The 19,994-nt window shown below is 38.6% G+C and carries 21 protein-coding genes and 1 pseudogene; 18 read left to right on the forward strand and 4 right to left on the reverse strand.

Annotation, left to right across the window (positions count from 1 at the left end; translation table 11 throughout):
• Window positions 1-41 precede the first annotated feature (41 nt).
• The 17 genes and pseudogenes from bioB to MQE36_RS06665 all read left to right on the forward strand — a co-directional run bounded on the left by bioB (window position 42) and on the right by MQE36_RS06665 (window position 14,466).
• On the forward strand, window positions 42-1,145 hold the full coding sequence (bioB, locus tag MQE36_RS06585) for a biotin synthase BioB (protein ID WP_242938377.1): 1,104 nt from the start codon (window positions 42-44) through the stop codon (window positions 1,143-1,145).
• Window positions 1,146-1,204: 59 nt separating this feature from the next.
• A complete protein-coding gene (locus MQE36_RS06590) occupies window positions 1,205-2,074 on the forward strand; it encodes a cupin-like domain-containing protein (RefSeq protein WP_242938378.1) in 870 nt (289 codons plus the stop codon).
• Between the two features lie 173 nt (window positions 2,075-2,247).
• On the forward strand, window positions 2,248-2,790 hold the full coding sequence (locus tag MQE36_RS06595; RefSeq protein ID WP_242938379.1) for a DUF4287 domain-containing protein: 543 nt from the start codon (window positions 2,248-2,250) through the stop codon (window positions 2,788-2,790).
• Between the two features lie 48 nt (window positions 2,791-2,838).
• A complete protein-coding gene (locus MQE36_RS06600) occupies window positions 2,839-3,711 on the forward strand; it encodes an RluA family pseudouridine synthase (RefSeq protein ID WP_242938380.1) in 873 nt (290 codons plus the stop codon).
• A 193-nt stretch (window positions 3,712-3,904) separates the two neighbouring features.
• A complete protein-coding gene (locus MQE36_RS06605) occupies window positions 3,905-4,570 on the forward strand; it encodes a hypothetical protein (protein ID WP_242938381.1) in 666 nt (221 codons plus the stop codon).
• Window positions 4,571-4,624: 54 nt separating this feature from the next.
• A complete protein-coding gene (locus MQE36_RS06610; RefSeq protein ID WP_242938382.1) occupies window positions 4,625-5,062 on the forward strand; it encodes a hypothetical protein in 438 nt (145 codons plus the stop codon).
• Between the two features lie 250 nt (window positions 5,063-5,312).
• Window positions 5,313-6,323, forward strand: a pseudogene (locus tag MQE36_RS06615) (C45 family autoproteolytic acyltransferase/hydolase).
• Window positions 6,324-6,471: 148 nt separating this feature from the next.
• On the forward strand, window positions 6,472-7,383 hold the full coding sequence (locus MQE36_RS06620; RefSeq protein ID WP_242938383.1) for a DUF6892 domain-containing protein: 912 nt from the start codon (window positions 6,472-6,474) through the stop codon (window positions 7,381-7,383).
• Window positions 7,384-7,547: 164 nt separating this feature from the next.
• Window positions 7,548-8,096, forward strand: coding sequence for a hypothetical protein (locus tag MQE36_RS06625; protein WP_242938384.1), 549 nt, complete (start codon window positions 7,548-7,550; stop codon window positions 8,094-8,096).
• A gap of 125 nt (window positions 8,097-8,221) precedes the next feature.
• Window positions 8,222-10,087: a tetratricopeptide repeat-containing sensor histidine kinase gene (locus tag MQE36_RS06630; protein ID WP_242938385.1), complete on the forward strand. Its 1,866-nt coding sequence runs from the start codon at window positions 8,222-8,224 to the stop codon at window positions 10,085-10,087.
• Window positions 10,084-10,824, forward strand: a complete 741-nt coding sequence (locus tag MQE36_RS06635; protein WP_242938386.1) for a LytR/AlgR family response regulator transcription factor — start codon at window positions 10,084-10,086, stop codon at window positions 10,822-10,824. Before MQE36_RS06630 ends, MQE36_RS06635 begins: the two co-directional genes overlap by 4 nt.
• Window positions 10,825-10,948: 124 nt before the next feature.
• The gene (locus tag MQE36_RS06640) at window positions 10,949-11,359 is read left to right on the forward strand and encodes a hypothetical protein (protein ID WP_242938387.1); all 411 of its coding nucleotides are present in this window, start codon (window positions 10,949-10,951) and stop codon (window positions 11,357-11,359) included.
• A gap of 223 nt (window positions 11,360-11,582) precedes the next feature.
• Window positions 11,583-12,521 (forward strand): 2-hydroxyacid dehydrogenase, encoded by a 939-nt coding sequence (locus MQE36_RS06645; protein ID WP_242938388.1) that lies wholly within the window; start codon window positions 11,583-11,585, stop codon window positions 12,519-12,521.
• 164 nt (window positions 12,522-12,685) lie between these two features.
• Window positions 12,686-13,141 (forward strand): DUF1801 domain-containing protein, encoded by a 456-nt coding sequence (locus MQE36_RS06650; protein WP_242938389.1) that lies wholly within the window; start codon window positions 12,686-12,688, stop codon window positions 13,139-13,141.
• A 3-nt stretch (window positions 13,142-13,144) separates the two neighbouring features.
• Window positions 13,145-13,537, forward strand: coding sequence for a VOC family protein (locus MQE36_RS06655; RefSeq protein ID WP_242938390.1), 393 nt, complete (start codon window positions 13,145-13,147; stop codon window positions 13,535-13,537).
• Window positions 13,538-13,589: 52 nt separating this feature from the next.
• Window positions 13,590-13,961, forward strand: a complete 372-nt coding sequence (locus MQE36_RS06660) for a TM2 domain-containing protein (RefSeq protein ID WP_242938391.1) — start codon at window positions 13,590-13,592, stop codon at window positions 13,959-13,961.
• A 190-nt stretch (window positions 13,962-14,151) separates the two neighbouring features.
• A complete protein-coding gene (locus tag MQE36_RS06665) occupies window positions 14,152-14,466 on the forward strand; it encodes an ArsR/SmtB family transcription factor (protein ID WP_242938392.1) in 315 nt (104 codons plus the stop codon).
• 1 nt (window position 14,467) lies between these two features.
• On the opposite strand, the gene MQE36_RS06670 is transcribed toward MQE36_RS06665, so the two are convergent.
• The 3 genes from MQE36_RS06670 to MQE36_RS06680 all read right to left on the reverse strand — a co-directional run bounded on the left by MQE36_RS06670 (window position 14,468) and on the right by MQE36_RS06680 (window position 18,122).
• On the reverse strand, window positions 14,468-16,282 hold the full coding sequence (locus tag MQE36_RS06670; protein WP_242938393.1) for a GNAT family N-acyltransferase: 1,815 nt from the start codon (window positions 16,280-16,282) through the stop codon (window positions 14,468-14,470).
• Between the two features lie 107 nt (window positions 16,283-16,389).
• A complete protein-coding gene (locus MQE36_RS06675; protein ID WP_242938394.1) occupies window positions 16,390-17,640 on the reverse strand; it encodes an aspartate kinase in 1,251 nt (416 codons plus the stop codon).
• A 2-nt stretch (window positions 17,641-17,642) separates the two neighbouring features.
• Window positions 17,643-18,122: a GNAT family N-acetyltransferase gene (locus MQE36_RS06680; RefSeq protein WP_242938395.1), complete on the reverse strand. Its 480-nt coding sequence runs from the start codon at window positions 18,120-18,122 to the stop codon at window positions 17,643-17,645.
• Between the two features lie 113 nt (window positions 18,123-18,235).
• Between MQE36_RS06680 and fbp the strand changes: the two genes are divergently transcribed.
• A complete protein-coding gene (fbp, locus tag MQE36_RS06685) occupies window positions 18,236-19,243 on the forward strand; it encodes a class 1 fructose-bisphosphatase (protein WP_242938396.1) in 1,008 nt (335 codons plus the stop codon).
• Window positions 19,244-19,475: 232 nt separating this feature from the next.
• On the opposite strand, the gene MQE36_RS06690 is transcribed toward fbp, so the two are convergent.
• Window positions 19,476-19,907, reverse strand: coding sequence for a TerB family tellurite resistance protein (locus MQE36_RS06690; protein WP_242938397.1), 432 nt, complete (start codon window positions 19,905-19,907; stop codon window positions 19,476-19,478).
• Window positions 19,908-19,994 lie beyond the last annotated feature (87 nt).

The following is a 19,994-nucleotide window of genomic DNA, read 5'->3' on the forward strand; positions in this document are numbered from 1 at the left end:
TTATTTTTTATTTTTACACCCACTTTAACAGACTAGGAAGTATGACTGAGAACAGACACAACTGGACGAAAGAAGAGATATTAGAAATATATAACAAGCCTTTAATGGAGCTGCTTTACCAGGCAGCAACCGTGCACAGAGAACATCATGACCCTAATGTGGTACAGGTATCTACCTTATTATCCATAAAAACCGGAGGATGTCCTGAAGACTGTGGATATTGTCCGCAGGCAGCACGATACCACACCAAAGTAGAAGGAAATGACCTGATGTCTGTTCAGCAGGTTAAAGCACAGGCACTGCGAGCCAAAGAGAGTGGGAGCTCAAGAGTTTGCATGGGAGCTGCATGGAGAAATGTCAAAGATGGCCCTGAATTCGAGGAGGTACTGGAAATGGTACGTACGATCAACAAACTCGATATGGAAGTGTGTTGTACCTTGGGTATGCTTACAGAAAATCAGGCAAAAAGACTGGCCGAAGCTGGTTTATATGCCTATAATCATAATCTGGATACCTCTGAAGAATATTATAAAGAAGTAATATCTACAAGAGGTTACGAAGACCGTTTACAAACGATAGATAATGTTAGAAAAACGAACGTAACCGTATGTAGTGGCGGGATTATCGGAATGGGTGAAAAGCTGGAAGACAGGGCAGGAATGTTGGTGTCGTTATCTACGTTAAATCCCCACCCTGAATCTGTGCCGATCAATGCGTTGGTTGCGGTTGAAGGAACACCCATGGAAGAGCAGGAACCTGTAGAAATATGGGATATGGTACGTATGGTGGCTACGGCACGTATCGTAATGCCGGAAACTCAGGTAAGACTTTCAGCAGGACGTACCCAAATGAGCCGTGAAGGACAAGCCATGTGTTTCTTTGCCGGAGCAAATTCAATTTTTGCAGGAGACAAATTATTAACAACACCAAACCCCGATGTTAATGAAGACATGCAGATGTTCGGGAAGTTAGGACTGAATCCGCAAAAACCATTTACGAAGAAAGTCCAGCCCCAGACGACAGAGGCTGTAGATTCAGTGTATCAGGCATTGGGAGAGAAACCGGCATGGAGTCGTCCGGGACACACCATCGAAAAAAATGAAGAGGCCAAAACCAAAGCCAAGCTTGCCAAGGCAGACGAATAAGGTTATGCGTGCATAATGAGATAAAACCTTATCCTGTTTATTTTAATTGATGATTAGCTATGAGGTTAAAAGAGATCCCCAGGGTTAAAACAATAAGTAAAGAAGATTTTATCGAAAACTATCTAAAGCCTCAGAAGCCGGTAGTTATCGAACAGCTTACATCCGATTGGGAAGCGTACGATAAATGGAGCCTTCAGTATATGGCTGAGGTAGCCGGTGATAAAACTGTGCCTTTGTACGATGATCGCCCGGTAGATTATAAAGATGGTTTTAATGAGCCTCACGCCAGAATGAAGATGGCCGAGTATGTAAACCTGCTTCAGAAAGAACCTACTAATTATCGCATCTTTTTGTACAACCTAATGAAAGAGGTGCCTCAGTTGCAAAAAGATTTTCAATGGCCTGATATAGGGTTGCGATTGGTAAAGCAATTGCCGATGCTCTTCTTTGGAGGAGAAAACAGTAGGGTGTTCATGCATTTCGATATCGATTATTCGAATATATTACACTTCCATTTCCACGGGAAGAAAAGGTGTGTCATTTTACCACCTGATCAGAGTAAATACCTCTATAAAATACCTCATGCACTTATATCGAGAGAAGATATAGATTTTGATCATCCTGATTACGATAAATGGCCGGCTTTAAAACATGCCGAAGGTTATGTGGCCGATTTAAAACACGGGGAAATGCTATATATGCCGGAAGGTTACTGGCATTATATGAAATACCTGACTCCGGGATTTTCCATGAGCTTACGGGCGTTCCCAAGAAAATTTTCGAATCTGGCAAAAGCAGCATATAACGTGCTTGTAATGCGTCATTATGACAATTTGATGCGTAGATGGAAAGGACAGGAATGGATTGATCATAAAAATGAACAGGCGGTTGTCAAAACCCACGAAAAACTGGGGATAAAACCTGTCTAGACTTTTAGCTTTCCATAAAATAAATTATAAATCCCGGTTCTACAGAGAATTCAAAGAGTATTTCTTATCTTTAAGTTCTGTAGTTGCTACCCCTGACAGAAATCTCCTGGCATATTGTCTTACGATGAGTTTCCGGCGCTGTGTTATCATAATAATCAATAAAACATATAAAAATGGATAAAGCACTTCAGACTATGATTGATAATATGCCTGAAAAAACAGGTAAGCCCTTAGATGAATGGAAATCAGTTCTGAAAGGACAATCTTTTGCAAAGCATTCTGAAGCCGTTAATTACCTTAAAAAAGAACATGGTGTAACCCATGGATATGCTAATACCATCGTAATGCTTTCTAAAGAGGATAATGAATCCGGATCCGATCCGGTAGCGAATCAATATAAAGGAAAAGAAGCGTTGTTTCCCATATACCAAAAGATATTAAATGTGGTAGAAGGTTTTGGCAGCGATGTGACCATAATCCCTAAGAAGACAACCGTAAGTATTATAAGGAGAATCCAGTTTGCATTAATTAAGCCGGCGACAAAGACCAGAATAGATTTAGGGTTGAAAATAAAAGGCAAGCCAACCACAGATCGTTTAGAAGATTCAGGGCCATTCGGAACCATGTGTACACACAGGGTAAAGCTCTCTGATGTAACCGAAATTGATGAGGAGCTCATAGCGTGGTTAAAAGAAGCATATCAGAAAGCTGAATGATATAATAAATAGCTTGTAATGTTCTATCTTGCGGCATACAAGATTGCAATGCCAGATATAACAGAAATACATACGGTTCCATCACAAGTCGCTCCGGAGCGGTTACAAGAATACGGGGTGGGTGTTTTTTATACGCTACCTACCAAATCTGCGTTAAAAAAAGCATTAAAAAAAGAATATATTACTGTAAATGGGGTCACGGCCAGTACCGCAACTATCATAAGAGGAGGAGAAATCGTCCGGTTATGTGTACCCGAAGAAAAGAAGCAGCTCAAACAGCTCGTTTTCCCTCTGAAAGTTCTTTTTGAAGATGAATACCTGGCACTTATTCATAAACCTGCAGGAATCTTGGTAAGTGGAAATAGTTTTTATACCATAGCCAATGCTCTGGTGCAAAACCTCAGGCCGAGTAACCAGGCCGATGCGGCAAAACCGCAGCCTGTGCACCGGTTAGACTATGCTACTACCGGTATTTTATTAGTAGGAAAGACGAGCGGTTGTATCCGGGCTTTAAATAAAATGTTTGAAGATAAAGAGGTAAAGAAAACTTATTATGCTGTCGCTATCGGATTAATGGAAAAAGAAGGAACCATAACTACTCCGGTCGACGCTAAAGAAGCAGTATCTTTTTTTAAAGTAATTCGAACAGTTGAATCCCCCAGGTTTAACAAGTTGAATTTGGTGCAGTTAGACCCAAAAACAGGGAGGAGACATCAGCTGAGGAAACATCTTCACAGTATAGGCTCCCCTATTTTAGGAGATAAAGAGTACTACTTAAAGGACCTGGTTTTGAATGGGAAAGGGGTTTATTTACACGCGTATGCTTTAAAATTTATGCATCCCGTCACAAAAGAACCCATAGAAATCATCGATCCGCTCCCCGGAAAGTTTCAAAAAATATTTCCGGATCAAACAAATTAGTTTCCGTTTCAGGAGCTGCTTTAGACTGTGTTTTTGTATAGGAGCCAGCTTAATAAGGATAAAATAAACAGAGAACAGAATCTTTTATTTATATTTAAAAGCGAAAAACCTTTCGTTATTTAAATTCCTTAGAAATAAGGAAAGGAGAATAGAAACAACCAATAAATGATTATGTAACACTAAACCGGTTTTAATGAAAAAATTCGCTCTGGTATTAAGGGATATTCTTGTATTTATTTTAATTCTTGCCTTAACCAAATTTATATTAAGCAGTGATTTTAGATATCTTGTAAATACTTCAAGAGATGTGGCCGATATAACTGCGGTAGTATTTATGTTTTTGTCGGTATTTTCATTTATAATTTTAAAAAACAGAAAGTACCTGGTTTCAATTTTATACGCTATTATAATTTTCTTGATTATTGTATTCTTGTGCGATAGGAGGGTGCTACCCGATTATTGGTATATACTGCTGGGAATGATAGTGGTATCGATGGTTTTTTACCAATTAAAAATTACGCATGATGAGAATGTTTCTACAAGACAGACTGATAAAATTGACGTCAAAAAATACACCTTACTGGGGCAGTTTGACGGTAAAATAGATTTTGACCGTTTTGAAGAAAACCGAGAAATGGACTTAGACAGAAGTTGCTATAAACAATACAAGCCAAAGCTGTTGTTCAAATTTATAAATCCGGATAACGATATGGTTTTTAATTTTTCCAATAAAGACGATTTAAACTTTGTTTTGGTGATATCAGATAACAATACAGCGTTTGTAAAGCATAAAAAGAATGAGAAATATGCTTCGAAAACAAATGAATCTATAGTGAAATATCTGAAGAGTCTTATATAGAAATGTAAAATAAGCCTGCTTTTGGCAGGCGGGGAAGGTGAATGTAAAATGTGTATGAGAAAGCTGTTAACATATGGAATTATAAGTGTTCTAACGTTGTTTTATGTTTCATGTGACTCCAATAAGGGTAAAGACACAAAAGTGGCCCGCAACTGTATCGATAGGGTTTTATTGGCAGATAGTCAGCTCGGGAAAAAGAGGAATCATGAATGTGAACAGATATCGCTGACGCAGACGATCGATAACTATGTGAAGGGACTCAGGGAGGTAGATTTTGGAAATTGTCCGCTGGAATTTGAGCGAGCATTCGAAAAACACATTGCAGCCTGGGTAGAGATGACAAAAGTTACAGATCGTTATTCCGGACTACGGGGAGAAATGCACGACCTGTTCGATCAGATAAAGCAAACCAAAGATTCTGTGCAGTTCGATAAAAGCCTTAAAGAAATATGGCGCAGCTGGGAAGTAATTGAAAAAAGTAAGAACCGATAGTTTTAAGGTTAAAGATCTGATAAACATAAAATTATTTGGAGAGTACTTTTAGTGTTTTTACTTATTTTATCTTTTCACGGATAGGGAAATAAAAGATGGAAAAGAGCTGCCGGATTTTTTTGAAGACACAATGTTTTACATAACTGCACCGGGATCAAAGACACGGTAATTAATATTTGAAGTTGCGATCCAGAGACCTGTATGTTAATGACAACAGAATTGTTTAATTGCTTCATAAGAATTATAAAAAATGTATCATCCAAGACTTTACGGGACGTTTTACGAAATGGGATTAAAATATGGAACCCTACTATATGAAAAAGCCAATTTTGTCATCCCGGAAATAACGGAGCAAAAACGTAGTTTTGGACTCGAATCATATAAGAAATTAAAAGAATTTTACCCTGAAGCCGTTGCTGAGATAGAAGGATTTGCAGAAGGCATAAAAGACAAACCCGAAAATTTAGGGGCTTTTCTTTTAAGCCTGGGAATCTTTGAAACTACAGGACAATGTAGTGTATTTGCATTCAAGAACGAAGATTCCGTTGTAGTAGGTCGAAATTATGATATGTTATTCGACTTTAAAAAATTTACGGAAAGTAGCTTAATAGCCCCAAAAGACAAATATGCTTATATAAGTCAGTCAGACGTTTTTATAGGACGTTCAGATGGTATAAATGAAGAAGGACTTTTTGTAGCAATGTCATTCGTTAATGGTACGTAGAACCGCCCGGGCATTAGTTTTCATTTTATAATAAAAAAAATCCTGGAAAACTGTAGTAATGCAGATCAGGCGGTAAAACTTATCCGGGAGGCTGAAGTGTCATCTGCTAATAATTTCCTGCTGGCAGACAAAACCGGAACCCTCCTGGTAGTAGAATCCGCCCCACAAAGATGTATGGTAAGACTTCCTGAAAAAGAGGAGAACTTTATATATATCACCAACCAGTTTGTTATTCCTGAAATGCAATCATTTGATAAAGGAGGTGTTGAATGGAGTAAAAGTGCAGAACGATATAACGGATTAAAAGCACAATTGGCGAAACTTAAAAGAATAGACTTAGCAAAGGCTAAAGAAATAGTGTCCGATAAATGTGTTTGCTTGGATTTAAGGAAAGAAAAATTCGGAACCATCTGGTCCGTAGTAGCAAACCTGGATGAATTAAAAATAGAAAGAGCAGAAGCAAAACCGAAAATCAATAACTATAAACCGGAAACGCGATTAGATTGGTGGTTAAAAAAAGAAGTAAATAACCGGTAAAAGATATACCGTTTAAAAACAAATCTGTTTTCAATGACAAATAATAAAGTTTTTTCTTCGTGTTGCTTTTGCTAATTTTGACTGAAATAACATTATAATCTTACAATCAGTATTAATTGATTGCAACAGGTTAAATTACTGGCAAAGCATGATACAATTAGAGTTATCAGAAAATAGTTTCCTTATTAATGGAAGAGATTTTAGTTTTCCTTTCAGTATTACAGAACTTCAGGAAGCTCTGGGTAAGTACGATAAAAAAACAACTACCAAATACAGCATTATTTACACCTGGCATAATCTGGGAATTCAGGCATACGTGAAGGAAGGGCAAACAATAGAAGGCCTGTCGCTGGATCTTGTAAAGGAAAATTATAAATTTAGTCCGGAGCATACCTTCAACGGTTCATTTTTATTTAATGATGAAGAAATAATAGGCTATTACAAAAAAAATAAAAATCAAAGAGTAAAGCTTTTTAAAGGGGACACTTCCGGGGCATTGGTACAAAATGGTATCGCAGTGTGGTTCTCATGTGGTATAGATGATAAGACGCTTATAGAAGGACTTTCTGTAAAACCGTATAAGTATCTGGAAGAAGAAAAAGTGGCCGGCGACAAATACCTGATAAAAGAATTGGATGAAGAGATTATCGAGTTCGAAGACTTTGGGTTTAAAATATCCGTTATTCAGGAGTTGATGTATTGCCAGGATAAGCTACAGCCGAAATTCGATTTATACGAATTTGTGGATTGGTATGATAAAAGAGACATCGATATCGAAGAAGAAGGGTATGATCCGATTCCGGAGGTAACTCAATATTTCAGAGACCTGCCAATACCTAAAAGACTGGCATCAGATATAACAGAAATCAATCAGGATGGAGGTAACGACATCTATTTAAATCTGGTCCGGTTTGCTGAAGGATGGGAAGACTACTGGGATATAGAAACAGCCAAAGATGCTGAAAAGTTTCCTAACCTGAAGAAGGTAACATTGTGCTATGCTTCAGATAATGTTTTTGAAGAGTTTGAGGCATTAGGAATCAAAGCAGAGGAGTTGTAATGAAGGAAATACCATCGGATGGGATTCTTGAGAAATAAGGAAAAAACTAAAAAACATTTCAACACAAGTTCCGTGAAGTTCCATCGGGGGTATTTCAGAAGGATAAACGTTAGAGCTCCGGCATATTTTAGGACTAAATCTTATTTAATAAATAAACCGGTAAGATGAAAAAGCTGCTGTGTAGTTTAGGAAAATCGGAGATCAGGGATCAGGAAATAATTATAAAAAATTATCCTTTTGAACCCTCTGTCGTATATAAGGAAAAAAGCATTAAAGCAACGGAAATTGAAGCCGTTTGTCTCGATTTTACAAGTCCGAAACTATACTTGGCGGAGGATGTTGTTTTTATAGCTGCTGAACAAAAAGACAATTTAAAAGCATTTGTAGATAAAAATAATATCACCTTAGTTCCTTATAATTGGAATTGGGATTGGATACTGGAACCTTTTTTGGATACTGAGTTTTCTGAAGAAAATAAGAAGCATACCATAGAACTACTGATTAAAAACGGAATTGCAGAGAATGAAATTAAAAGCCTTCGGAAGGAAGTAGAAAGTCAAATGCTGGCTTATAACTTTAAAACTATGCTGTGGGAGTGGGTTAGCTTGAATTTGTTTGACGTGCTCTCAGCAATGAGAGCTAAGTATAACAAGACCGGATTTGAAGATTTCTACAGAAGAGCCGTCGATATTGAAAAAAGAACAGCTAAATAGGAAAGGCGCTTAATGCCGTTTTACAAGTAACGATAAGAACGGTACAATTAACAGTACTTTCGGTAAAAAATATAAGACACTTTGTAGTTTTGCACGCTATTTATGCTAAAGGGACTTCTCTATCTATGAAACAAAAACAAGCTTTAAGTATTATCGTGATGTTTTTATGTGCGGCTACACTGTTTGCCCAACAAACGATTGATGAGGTGTACCGGAGCATAAAGCAGGAGGTTTTACAAACGCCTTCATTGTCCCACAGTAAGAAAATAGACGCTTTGCTGGAGCAAAAAAAGCTCTCAGTCTATGATCAGGGAAGGTTTTATTTTATAAAAGGCCTTAATTATAACATCCTCAATCAATCAGAAAGGAGTGTGTTACCTTACAGGAAGGCCATTGAAAAGCTTGCGCAGACAACGCACTATGAACTGGAAAGCAAAGCTCGTCTAAACCTATCCGGAGTATATACCGATCTAAAACAGTTTACCAGGGCCACGACCCAGATATTAACCGTAGAAGAGCTGGCCAAAGCGCATAACGATAGTTTATTGCAGGCAAAGGTGTATGAATACCTCTCGAACTTGCTCTATGTGCAGGGGAATACTTTCGAGTCGCTGGGGCAGCTGAAGGCCGCCGCCGATATTTACGAGCGTCAGAGCGATAGTGTTACTTTATCAAGGCTATATAATAATATGGCAGTTTTAAATAAGAATATGGGGATGTTTGAAGATGCCATCGCATTCAATAATAAATCACTGACATTAAGTATTGCTTTAAAAGACAAGGAAGCCATTGCCGAATCGTACAATAATCTTGGGGTTAATTACGAGAACATGTACAACTGGAATAATGAGGTGTCGTATCTGAAAAGGGCTATACAACACTACGAGAAATCAGCTAAAATAAAAAGACAGTTACCCTACACCAAAAATACAAGTCTGACCAATCTGGCCAACCTTTATGCCAAGTTAGATGCCCATAAGGAAGCCGAGAAGTACTACGAGGAAGTTATAGCTGAGGGTGAAAAGAAGAACCATCTTGAAACTCTCGGTGAAGTATATCATTTTAAACTCAACGATGCCCTGAATTCCGGAAATATAAAAGAGGCACGGTATTATTTAAAGAAACTTGACTCCGTGCAAGGCGTATCTAAAAAAGCACAACAGGAAGATTTTCAGAGCATGATGCAAAATCAGTTCGATCTCTTCGATGCACGGAATGAGCAAAAACAAAAAGAACAGGCCCTGGCAGAAGAAAAAGAAAAACGACAGTGGGTAGAGAAAGTACACGCTCGTACTGTTGTAATTTTTATAGTTGTCATTGTATTGATCGCTTTTATTTTACTATACCTGGTTCAGTATTTTAAAAACAATAAACTGAAAGGAGAAAGGGAAAAAATAATGCTGGAACAGCGGATACTGCGTTCACAGATGAATCCACATTTTATCTTTAATGTGCTTTCTTCAATTCAGAACACCTTGCTGGAAAACAACCCTTTACAATCTGCTTCCCAAATATCACGCTTCGCTAAACTTATCAGGCAAAATTTTGATTTCACCAATAAAGAAAAAATAACGCTGGAAGAAGATCTTAGTGCGCTGACTAATTATATAGAAACACAAAAATTGAGATTTGCAGATAAATTTGATTACCAAATTGATGTAGACGACCAGATTGATATAGCCGAAGTGGAAATTCCTCCCATGTTGATACAGCCTATAGTAGAAAATGCCATAGAACACGGACTGAAACCCAAAAAAGAAAAAGGATGTTTATCGATCAGGATTCAGGCAAGAGGCAACAAGCTTGTATTTTCCATCATGGATAACGGTATCGGGTTCAGAGATAAAAACAAAGACGGAAAGGTTCACTCATTAGGTGTTTTAAAGACCCGATTACAACTACTGGGGTGTAAAGACGAAAATTCCTTGCAGATAACCACGCCAAAGGCTCACTCAGGCACTATAGTTAAATTTGAATTGACAGTTTTATGATACGAATAGTAATAGTAGAAGACGAACAAAGCTCAAGGGCAGCATTAAAAAGCATGCTTAAACTGTTGTTTAAGGACGTTGAGGTAATAGGAGAGTTCCCCTCCATAAAAGAAGCGGCTTTTTTTTTAGAACACAATCAGGTAGATCTGGTTTTTCTGGATATAGAACTGGAAGACGGCAATAGTTTGCAATTATTGCGTAAACTGGATCGGATTAACTTTCATATTATATTTATAACGGCATTTAGCCGGTATGCTATAGAAGCCATTAAGTTCAGTGCACTGGACTATTTGTTAAAACCGATAGATCCCGGCGAACTTAAAGAAGCGGTAGAAAATGCACTGCGACGGATTGAAAGCGAGGAAGAGAACCGAAGGCTTCTCGCGACCCTCGAGGAAAACCATAAAAGGCTCAGGAAAATTGTTGTAAAGACAACAGATAATACCCATTTCATTGCCGTTGATGATATTATTTACCTTAAGTCGGATGGTTCGTATACAAATATTATTACGGTTACTAAAAATATTTTAGCATCCAGGCACCTGAAATACTTTGCCGGAATATTAAGTAACTGTAATTATATAAGAACCCACCAATCGTATCTGGTGAACCCGAACCATATCGAATTTATAGAAAAAACAGGAACATTGCAGTTAAGCAATAAAGATGTCGTGCCTGTCGCCACAAGAAAACGCGCTGAAATACTCAAAGAGATAAAAAGCCATATCAATCCGTAAGCCGGACGAATATTAAATGAAAGGCAACGGATATTGATCAGTTTATCTCCCCTTTCTTTTTAAACCGTAATCTTGTGATCAAATAACAAGAGAAAATTAAAAACAATCACGAAATTTTGAACCTATGAAAAAGTTTTTCCTGACAGTAATGTTCGTAAGCGTGTCATTTGCAGTGTTTTCATGTAAAGAGACTGAAAAAAAGGAGCAAGCAGTAGTAACGGAACAAGAAGAAGTAGCTGTAGAAAAAGCAGCATGGATCTCGGGAGTATATAAAAACCGGGCTGAAACAGGCGGATTAAGAGAGATTATGTTCTGCGATGAAGGAAATGCCCTGGTAGAAAATATGATAAAAAGAACCTATACTTCAGTTAAAGAAAACGGGAAGCATAAGATAATTTTACAGTCTAACGGAACATTCACTTTTTATGTTTCAGAGGATAAAAAAGAATTAACACCTGCTGACGACTTTACTAAAGAATGGGGTACGTCAGAGATCTTTGTTATAGACGGGTCTGAAGAAGTAAAATGCAATTAGGTTGGTTAGTGCTTTAATTGATTAAGGGCAGTTAAAGCTTGAAATTTTCCGGGTCAGATCCGTATTTGTTTATGGGTCAGATTCGGATTTTTATTTGGTAAGCCAACGTTCAGACACCGACAGACAGATAACATGATGAGGAACATGGCCTGTCTTTATTCATGCAATATTTATACGGCTGCATTTAAAGCTACTTTGTACCTTTACGTTTTAAACGGTAAATATGAGAGTACTTCACGTAGACAGCAACCATCCATTGCTGGTAGAGCAATTAAAAAGTCTCGGTTTTCAGAATGACGAAGACTATACTTCATCGAAAGAAGCTGTAGAAGCAAAAATAGGCCAATATGAAGGAATGATCATACGAAGTCGCTTCCCGGTTGACAAACAATTTATCGATAAAGCCGTTAAGCTGAAGTTTATCGGAAGAGTCGGAGCCGGACTTGAAAATATAGATTGTGAGTATGCTGAAAGTAAAGGAATAAAGCTTATAGCTGCCCCGGAAGGAAACAGGAATGCAGTAGGGGAACACGCATTGGGGATGATACTCTCGCTTATGAACCACTTTAAGCGTTCCGGCAATGAGGTCTCAAAGGGTGTCTGGAAACGGGAAGAGAACCGTGGCGTAGAACTCGACGGAAAGACTGTAGGGATTATAGGTTATGGAAATATGGGGAAGGCCTTTGCTAAAAAACTCAGGGGATTTGATGTTGAGGTATTGTGTTATGATATTCTTGAAAATGTGGCCGATGAAAATGCGCGACAAGCATCGTTGGAAGAATTGCAACAGAAAGCAGATGTGGTAAGTTTACATACCCCGCAAACGCCTGAAACCCAAAAAATGATCAATGCAGCATTTATAAAAGCATTTAAAAAGAACTTCTGGTTTATAAATACAGCCAGAGGGAAGAGCGTTGTAACTGCCGATCTGGTGGAAGCGCTGAAAAGCGGGAAAATTATAGGAGCCGGACTGGATGTGCTAGAATACGAAAAAGCATCATTTGAAGATATGTTCACTGACAATACGCTCCCCGAGCCATTTGAATATTTGATCCGGGCAGAAAATGTGATCCTTACGCCTCATATTGCCGGTTGGACTATAGAAAGCAACGAAAAGCTGGCCCGGACCATAGTCGATAAAATAAAAGTATTTTTTTCTTAACTTTAAGAAGTTTTTTATTGAAAAGCAGTTGTCTTCTGAACAAACAATTCAGAAAGGTGTATATCCGTCTGGACTTCTGATCCTTATTTATCAATGGAAAATAAAAAGGAGTCGGAAGCTTGTTTGTGATTTCCTATAGAATGAAAAAAAACGAAATTATATAAATGCAATACAAAGCCAGCACCACCCAGGAATACATAGACCAGCTTCCGGAAGAACGAAAGGAAGTCATTCAAAAATTATTGAAAACCATTCGGGACAATATCCCTGAGGGTTTTGAAGAGACTATCGGCTATGGAATGATTGGTTTTGTAGTGCCTCATAGTTTATATCCTGCAGGTTATCATTGCGATCCCGGGTTGCCGTTGCCCTTTTTAAATATTGCTTCCCAGAAACACTTTGTAGCCTTGTATCACAGCGGGATATATGCCGATAAAGAAATGCACGATTGGTTTGTTGGAGAATATCCGAAACATTGTAAAACAAAGTTAGATATGGGGAAGAGCTGTGTGCGGTTTAAAAAGCCGGATGATATACCGTATGAACTGATAGCCGAGCTGTTAACCAAACTTACGCCCGGGGAATGGATTGCATTGTATGAGAAAAATATAAAACGATAGCAAATGAAAAAACGTGTAACAGGCATAGGGGGCTTCTTTTTTAAAGCGGACGACCCTGATAATTTGAAGCATTGGTATAAAGAACGTTTAGGGATTCCGACAGATCAATACGGCTGGTCATTTACATGGCGAAAAGACGATACCCCCAACGAAAGGGCAATAACACAGTGGAGTCCGTTCGATGCGGCCACCGATTACTTTAAGCCGAGTCAAAAGCAGTTCATGTTCAATTTCAGGGTAGAAAATCTAGAACAGCTGCTTGAGGTACTTAAGGAAGAAGGCGTAACAGTGGTGGGAGAAATTGAGTCTTATAGCTATGGTAAGTTTGGATGGGTATTGGATCCCGAAGGAAATAAAATTGAGCTTTGGGAACCAATCGACGAAACCTTATTGTAGCGTGTAAAAAAATTACTATTTTTAATTATCAAAATTTAAACAAAAAACAACCATGAGTGAAGATCATAAAGACTTCGGGGAAAAAGCCAAAGAATTTGCTCACGAAGCGACAGAAGGGGCTAAAGAAACAGCCAAAGAATTTACAGAAGGAGTTAAAGATACTCTAGGACAAGATAACAAGAAGTTGCTTGCCGGTATTCTGGCTATAGTTTTAGGGGCATTAGGGGTTCATAAATTTATCCTTGGCTATAATAAAGAGGGGATAATAATGCTTGTCATTACAATCATATTAGGGGCGATAACCTGCGGGATACTTGCATCTTTAATGGGAATAGTAGGACTGATAGAAGGGATTATCTATTTAACGAAATCGGATGAGGAGTTCTATCAAACCTATCAGGTAGGTAAAAGACCTTGGTTCTAAAAAAATATTAGAAATAAAGGTTGCCTCAAAAGTAAATTCAGATTGCATATTATCAGGGTGAATCCTTTAACTGAAGGATTCACCCTGCTGATGTTCAATAGTCTGGTGTGGTACGGTGCTCGAACTGGTCTTCCAAAATACTTTTGATGCAGTCTTTTTTTAAAAAAATATCATAAATGTATTCAAGGAGATGGGGTTTACAAAAAGTGTCATACATACCATAGCACAAAACGAGCTGGCAAAAGTGTTTAAGGCTTTAAGTCATCCGGCAAGAATAGCGATTATGGAGTATATAAGTGAAAACCCGGGCTGTATATGTACCGATCTGGTACAAACTATGGAACTGGCACAGTCAACCATATCACAACACTTAAATGAATTAAAGGCTGCCAACCTTCTGGAAGGAGAAATAAGAGGGAAAAAGATGTGTTATACGATCAACCTCGACAAATGGTATGGAACCAAGCAGCTTATAAACGATTATTTTATTTCTACCTCTAAATAGCCTATTCGGGCGAGGAGCCATTCATAAATTTCCGTTCCAATTCCTCCTGAAACTCTTCCATAACAGGTTTCACCGTACTTTCCGGTAAATCGGCAATTCGGATATACATTAAGCCGTCGACTGAATTATTAAATAGCGGGTCTACGTTAAACGCCACCACTTTAGCATTTTGTTTGATGTATTTCTTTATCAACACAGGTAAACGCAGATTCCCGGGTTCGACTTCGTCTATAATACGGTCGAACTTGTTTAGATCGGCTTCCGTTTCATCGAAGACAAAATCTTTGTCAGCATCCTTGAGTTGTACTTTAAACTCTTTTTTCGGCCGGACATATTGTGCAACGAAAGGATCCCAATAATGAGACTTCATAAACTCTATCATCAATGATTTGGAGAAGCTCGAAAACTGGTTGCTGATGCTTACTCCGCCAATAAGGTATTTATGTTCAGGATGGCGTAAGGTCGTATGAACGATCCCTTTCCAGAGCAAGAACAAAGGCATGGGTTTTTGCTGATATTCTTTTACAATAAAAGCCCGTCCCATCTCTATAGACTCGCTCATCATTTTATAGAGTTCGGGTTCAAACCTGAAAAGATCCTGTAAATAGAACCCGTCAATTCCGTATTTTGAAAATATCTCCGACCCCAGTCCCATTCTGTAAGCACCCACTACTTCCTTGGCATCGTCATCCCAAAGAAATAAATGATGGTAAAACTCATCAAACTGATCGAGGTCGATGGGGTTGTTCGTACCTTCACCTACCGCTCTGAATGTAATTTCCCGCAAGCGACCCAATTCCTGGAGGATATTAGGGATGTCCGGAGCTGCTGCCAGAAAAATTTCATAGTTTTTACTTGTAAATAGCCTGCAATCTTTCTGTCTGATACTTTCTATTTCTTCGCTGATAATTCCCTTGTCAATAGGGGTAATGATAGCCTTTGGAGACTTAGGAATCTTTAAGCTGGTCGGTACTTTTTTTAGCAGGCTTTCACGTTGTTCATATGAATTGGAAAGCATATAGGTTTTACGGCGCAGGAATTCGGTGAATTCCCCCAGGTCGCTATGTTCCTTTTGAGCTTCAACCGAAATAGGACGCCCGATACGGACTTTGATTACCCGGTTTTTTTGGGTTAATAGTTCAGATGGCAGTTTGGCTGTTCTGAAGGTATCATTGATCTTAGACAAACGGTAAAATAACCGACTGTTTTTTGCGTGAAAATATATGGGTACTACCGGAACCTCTGCCTTCTTTATAAGTTTCATGGCTGCTTCTTCCCAGGGCCTGTCAACAATAAGTTTTCCGTCACGGTATGTAGAAACTTCTCCTGCCGGAAAAATACCCAGTGGTTTCCCCTCTTGCAGGTGTTTAAGCGATTGTTTAAAACCGGCAATACTGCTTTTGGCATCCTTATGATCTTCAAAAGGATTTACAGGCATGATATAAGGTTTTAAGGGTTGGATGCGATGTAGCAGGAAGTTGGCAATTATTTTAAAGTCCGCTCTTTTCTCAAGCATTAGTTTTAAAAGTAAAATACCGTCAATCCCCCCCAATGGGTGGTTAGAAATAGTGACAAAAGCACCGTCTTTCGGAAGCCTTTTAAAATCTTCTTCAGGTATTTCAAAGCGGATTTGAAACTCATCGAGAATGGAATTAAGGAAATCGAGGTCGCTTTTGTCTTTGTTGTTGGAATATATCTTATTTAGTGTAGATATTTTAAGTGTTTTCATAAGTACCCACCCTACAAAGGTCCCTAAAAAACCATACTTATCAAATTTTATTACCCTGGCAACTTCTTTTGCGCTAACTAAGCCCATGTTCGAATTCGTTTAACAAACAAACTTACATAAAAAATCGTCATTAAAAATTTTTAAATTTTCAATAACGATTCTTCAGATATATGATCAACTTTTTTGTGGTTGAATTATTTTATGACCAGTTGTACCGTTTGTTGAGCGCGCTGTTCCAGCAATACTTCGTGCCCGTTCTGTAGCGAGGCTATAGCTTCATCGTTAAAATGTCTTATGGTGTATAGCGATACATCCTCATAGTGGGTTACCTTAAATTTAGAGCGTAACGATTTAAGAAGATCGTCCAGTTGGTTAAATTTGTTATCGACACAAACCGAGAAGCTGATGGCAGAATTTTGAATAAGGTCTACTTTCATTCTGTGATCCGCTAAAAGCTTGAATATCTCACTGATGTTGTCTTCCACAATAAACGAAAAGTCCAGTGACGATAACCGGATAAGGGTCTGGTTCTTTTTAAGAATAAAACAAGGTGTTTCAGGCTCAATTCCCTTACCTTTCGTTACGGTTGTTCCGGCTTCTTTCGGATTGATAAACGATTTTACGTGCAAAGGGATTTCCTTTCGTTGTAAAGGCTGTAAGGTTTTAGGGTGTATTACCGAGGCTCCGTAAAAGGCTAATTCGATAGCTTCCCGGTATGAAATCTTGTTTAAAAGGGCCGTGTTCTCAAAATATCTCGGATCGGCATTTAAAACTCCCGGAACATCTTTCCAGATGGTAACCGAAGAAGCGTTCAGACAATAAGCCAGTATGGCCGCAGTATAATCGGAACCTTCCCGGCCCAGGGTAGTGGTAAAATTATTATCGTCGCTCCCCAGGAACCCCTGGGTTATATTAAGGCTCTTTCTGTTTACCTGACTGTTGATTCTTTCCTGGGTAAGGTCCCAGTTTACTTCCGCATCACGATAGCTGCTGTCGGTTTTAATAAGTGTCCGTACATCCAGCCATTGGTTCTTAATTCCTGTTTCATTTAAATAGGCGCTTACAATGGTTGTAGAGATCAACTCGCCATATCCGACCACCTGGTCGTAAACAAAACTGTATTTTGGCGATTTATTCCAGGCAAGAAACCCTTTAACTTCTTCAAATAAGGTCTGTACCTTTTTAAAAACCGGGTGTTTGTCATTTTCAAACAGGTCAAACAATATAGTGTTATGAAATTTAACGACTTCCTGAATAGATTCCTGTAATTCAGTTTTATTCTCAAAATAATTCTTAACGACAACTTCCATGGCGTTTGTGGTTTTTCCCATGGCGGAAATTACAACCATCGTATCCTCATGGCCTACTGTTTTTAAGACCTCTACAACATTTTTTACACCATCTGCATCTTTTACCGATGCTCCACCGAACTTAAAAATTCTCATATTTAGTTTTGTTCAATAAAGTTTTTAATCGCTTGTTCGTTCATCTGTACTGTATCCCAGTCCCGCATAACATTTGCACCATTCTTCTCATAAAACCTGATGGCCGGTTCATTCCAGTCCAATACGGCCCATTCAATTCTTTTGACTCCTTTTTGATAGCCGTATTTTATAACTTCAGAAAACAGGGCTGAACCAAGGCCTGTTCCACGCATTTGCTCACTTACAATAAGGTCTTCCAAATGAACAGTTTTACCTTTCCAGGTAGAATAACGCTGATATACCAACGCCATTCCGACTATTTTGCTTTTCACTTCAGCTACAAAGCAATGAAAAGCCGGTTGTGGTCCAAAGCCGTCTCTGATCAGGTCATCAACAGTAACTTCAACCGCTTTAGGTTCTTTTTCAAAATTGGCCAGTTCTTGAATAAGTTCACGAACTGATCCCATATCTTCTTTATGTGCTTCTCTTATAATGTACTCCATAACTGTTACAAAATTCACAATAAGTTAAAAAATAAACAAATTGATTTTAGCGAAAACGATGTAGTTTCACAAAAATATCGATATTTGTTGTTCAAAACACAACTATACTGAACATGGCTAAACAAAACCAAACCCTCGGTGAATTTATCATCGAGAAGCAAACTGAATTTAAGTATTCTTCCGGCGAACTTTCCAAACTTATCAATGCAATCCGATTGGCTGCTAAAGTAGTAAATCATGAAGTGAATAAAGCAGGTTTGGTCGATATTCTGGGTACAGCAGGAGAGACCAATGTGCAGGGGGAGCAACAACAAAAATTAGACGTACTTGCCAACGATGCATTTATCCGGACGCTGACCAACAGGGAGATTGTATGTGGGATAGCTTCTGAAGAAGAAGACACCTTTGTAAAGATCAACAGTTCTGACAGGAACAATCAGAATAAATATGTTGTGTTAATAGACCCTTTGGACGGATCGAGCAATATAGATGTTAATGTGTCTGTTGGTACTATCTTTTCGATTTACAGAAGGGTTACCCCGGTGGGGACACCGGTAACGGAAGAAGATTTTTTACAACCCGGCAAAAATCAGGTCGCAGCCGGTTATGTTATCTACGGAACATCTACCATGTTGGTGTATACTACCGGACATGGTGTTAACGGTTTTACCCTGAACCCGGCTATCGGAACCTTTTATTTGTCGCACCCCAATATGATATACCCCGATAATGGAAGGATATATTCAATCAATGAAGGGAACTATGTGCATTTTCCGCAGGGGGTTAAAGATTATATCAAATATTGCCAGACGGAAGAGGACGACCGACCGTATACATCGCGATATATCGGGTCTTTGGTGTCTGATTTTCACAGGAATATGATAAAGGGAGGGATTTTTATCTATCCGAAAAGCTCCAAAGCTACAGATGGAAAATTACGTCTTTTGTATGAATGTAATCCTATGGCTTTTCTGGCAGAGCAGGCAAATGCTAAAGCCAGTAACGGATTTGAACGGATTCTGGATATTCAGCCGACAGAGTTACATCAAAGGGTACCGTTTTTCTGCGGCAGTAAGAAGATGGTGGAAAAGGCTGAAGAATTCATGCAGAAATACAGATAGTAAAAAAGCGGCCTTGGCCGCTTTTTTACTCGATAATCGAGATTTAAATGCTCCGATGCTTGTCCTTGTGAAATAGTCCTGACGGAATTTCATAGGACTTGCGTCGAAATGTTTTGCCATGCGCCAGCTGGCTCTATCGCTAAAAAAAAGGTCTACCAGACCTTTTTTTTACGCTTGACCCTCTCGTGGGCTTGCCCCGAGGTGGTTTACTATAATAAAATAAAGAACAGTATTATCTGTTCATGTGTTTGATCTCTTCCTTAAAAGTTTCAATATCAACCCCAAGGTTAAGCAGGTACATTGCTTTTTTTACTATAAACTCTGCATTGGCTGAAGTAAAGCCCAGTCCGATAGCAAGACGGATCATAATCCCCATTTCATTATCATCGGCAATATGATCAACATAAACCATGCGTCCAATATCATATAAACGCTCCAAACGCGCATCGTATAATACCGGAGGATTGATGTGATAGGCAGTAGGGTTTTTTAAAACCGCAAGATAATCCTCTTCTGAGATGTCCAGGTTACTGGCCAGACGATCTAAAAAAGCTTTTTCTTCCTCATTAATTTCACCATCAGTTAAAGCTACTCTTACAATAGAGGCAAAATGATCGCGGTTGCGTTCTCTAAAACCGCTTGAATATAAATCTGAAATCGACATTTTTTCATAAAATTTTGGTTCGACAAATATAATCAAACCTTTAGGGATTTGAAATATCCGTTTGAATAAAATTTAAAGGACTCCAAA

Source organism: Zhouia spongiae (assembly GCF_022760175.1).
In the GTDB taxonomy this organism is placed as follows: Bacteria; Bacteroidota; Bacteroidia; order Flavobacteriales; family Flavobacteriaceae; genus Zhouia; species Zhouia spongiae.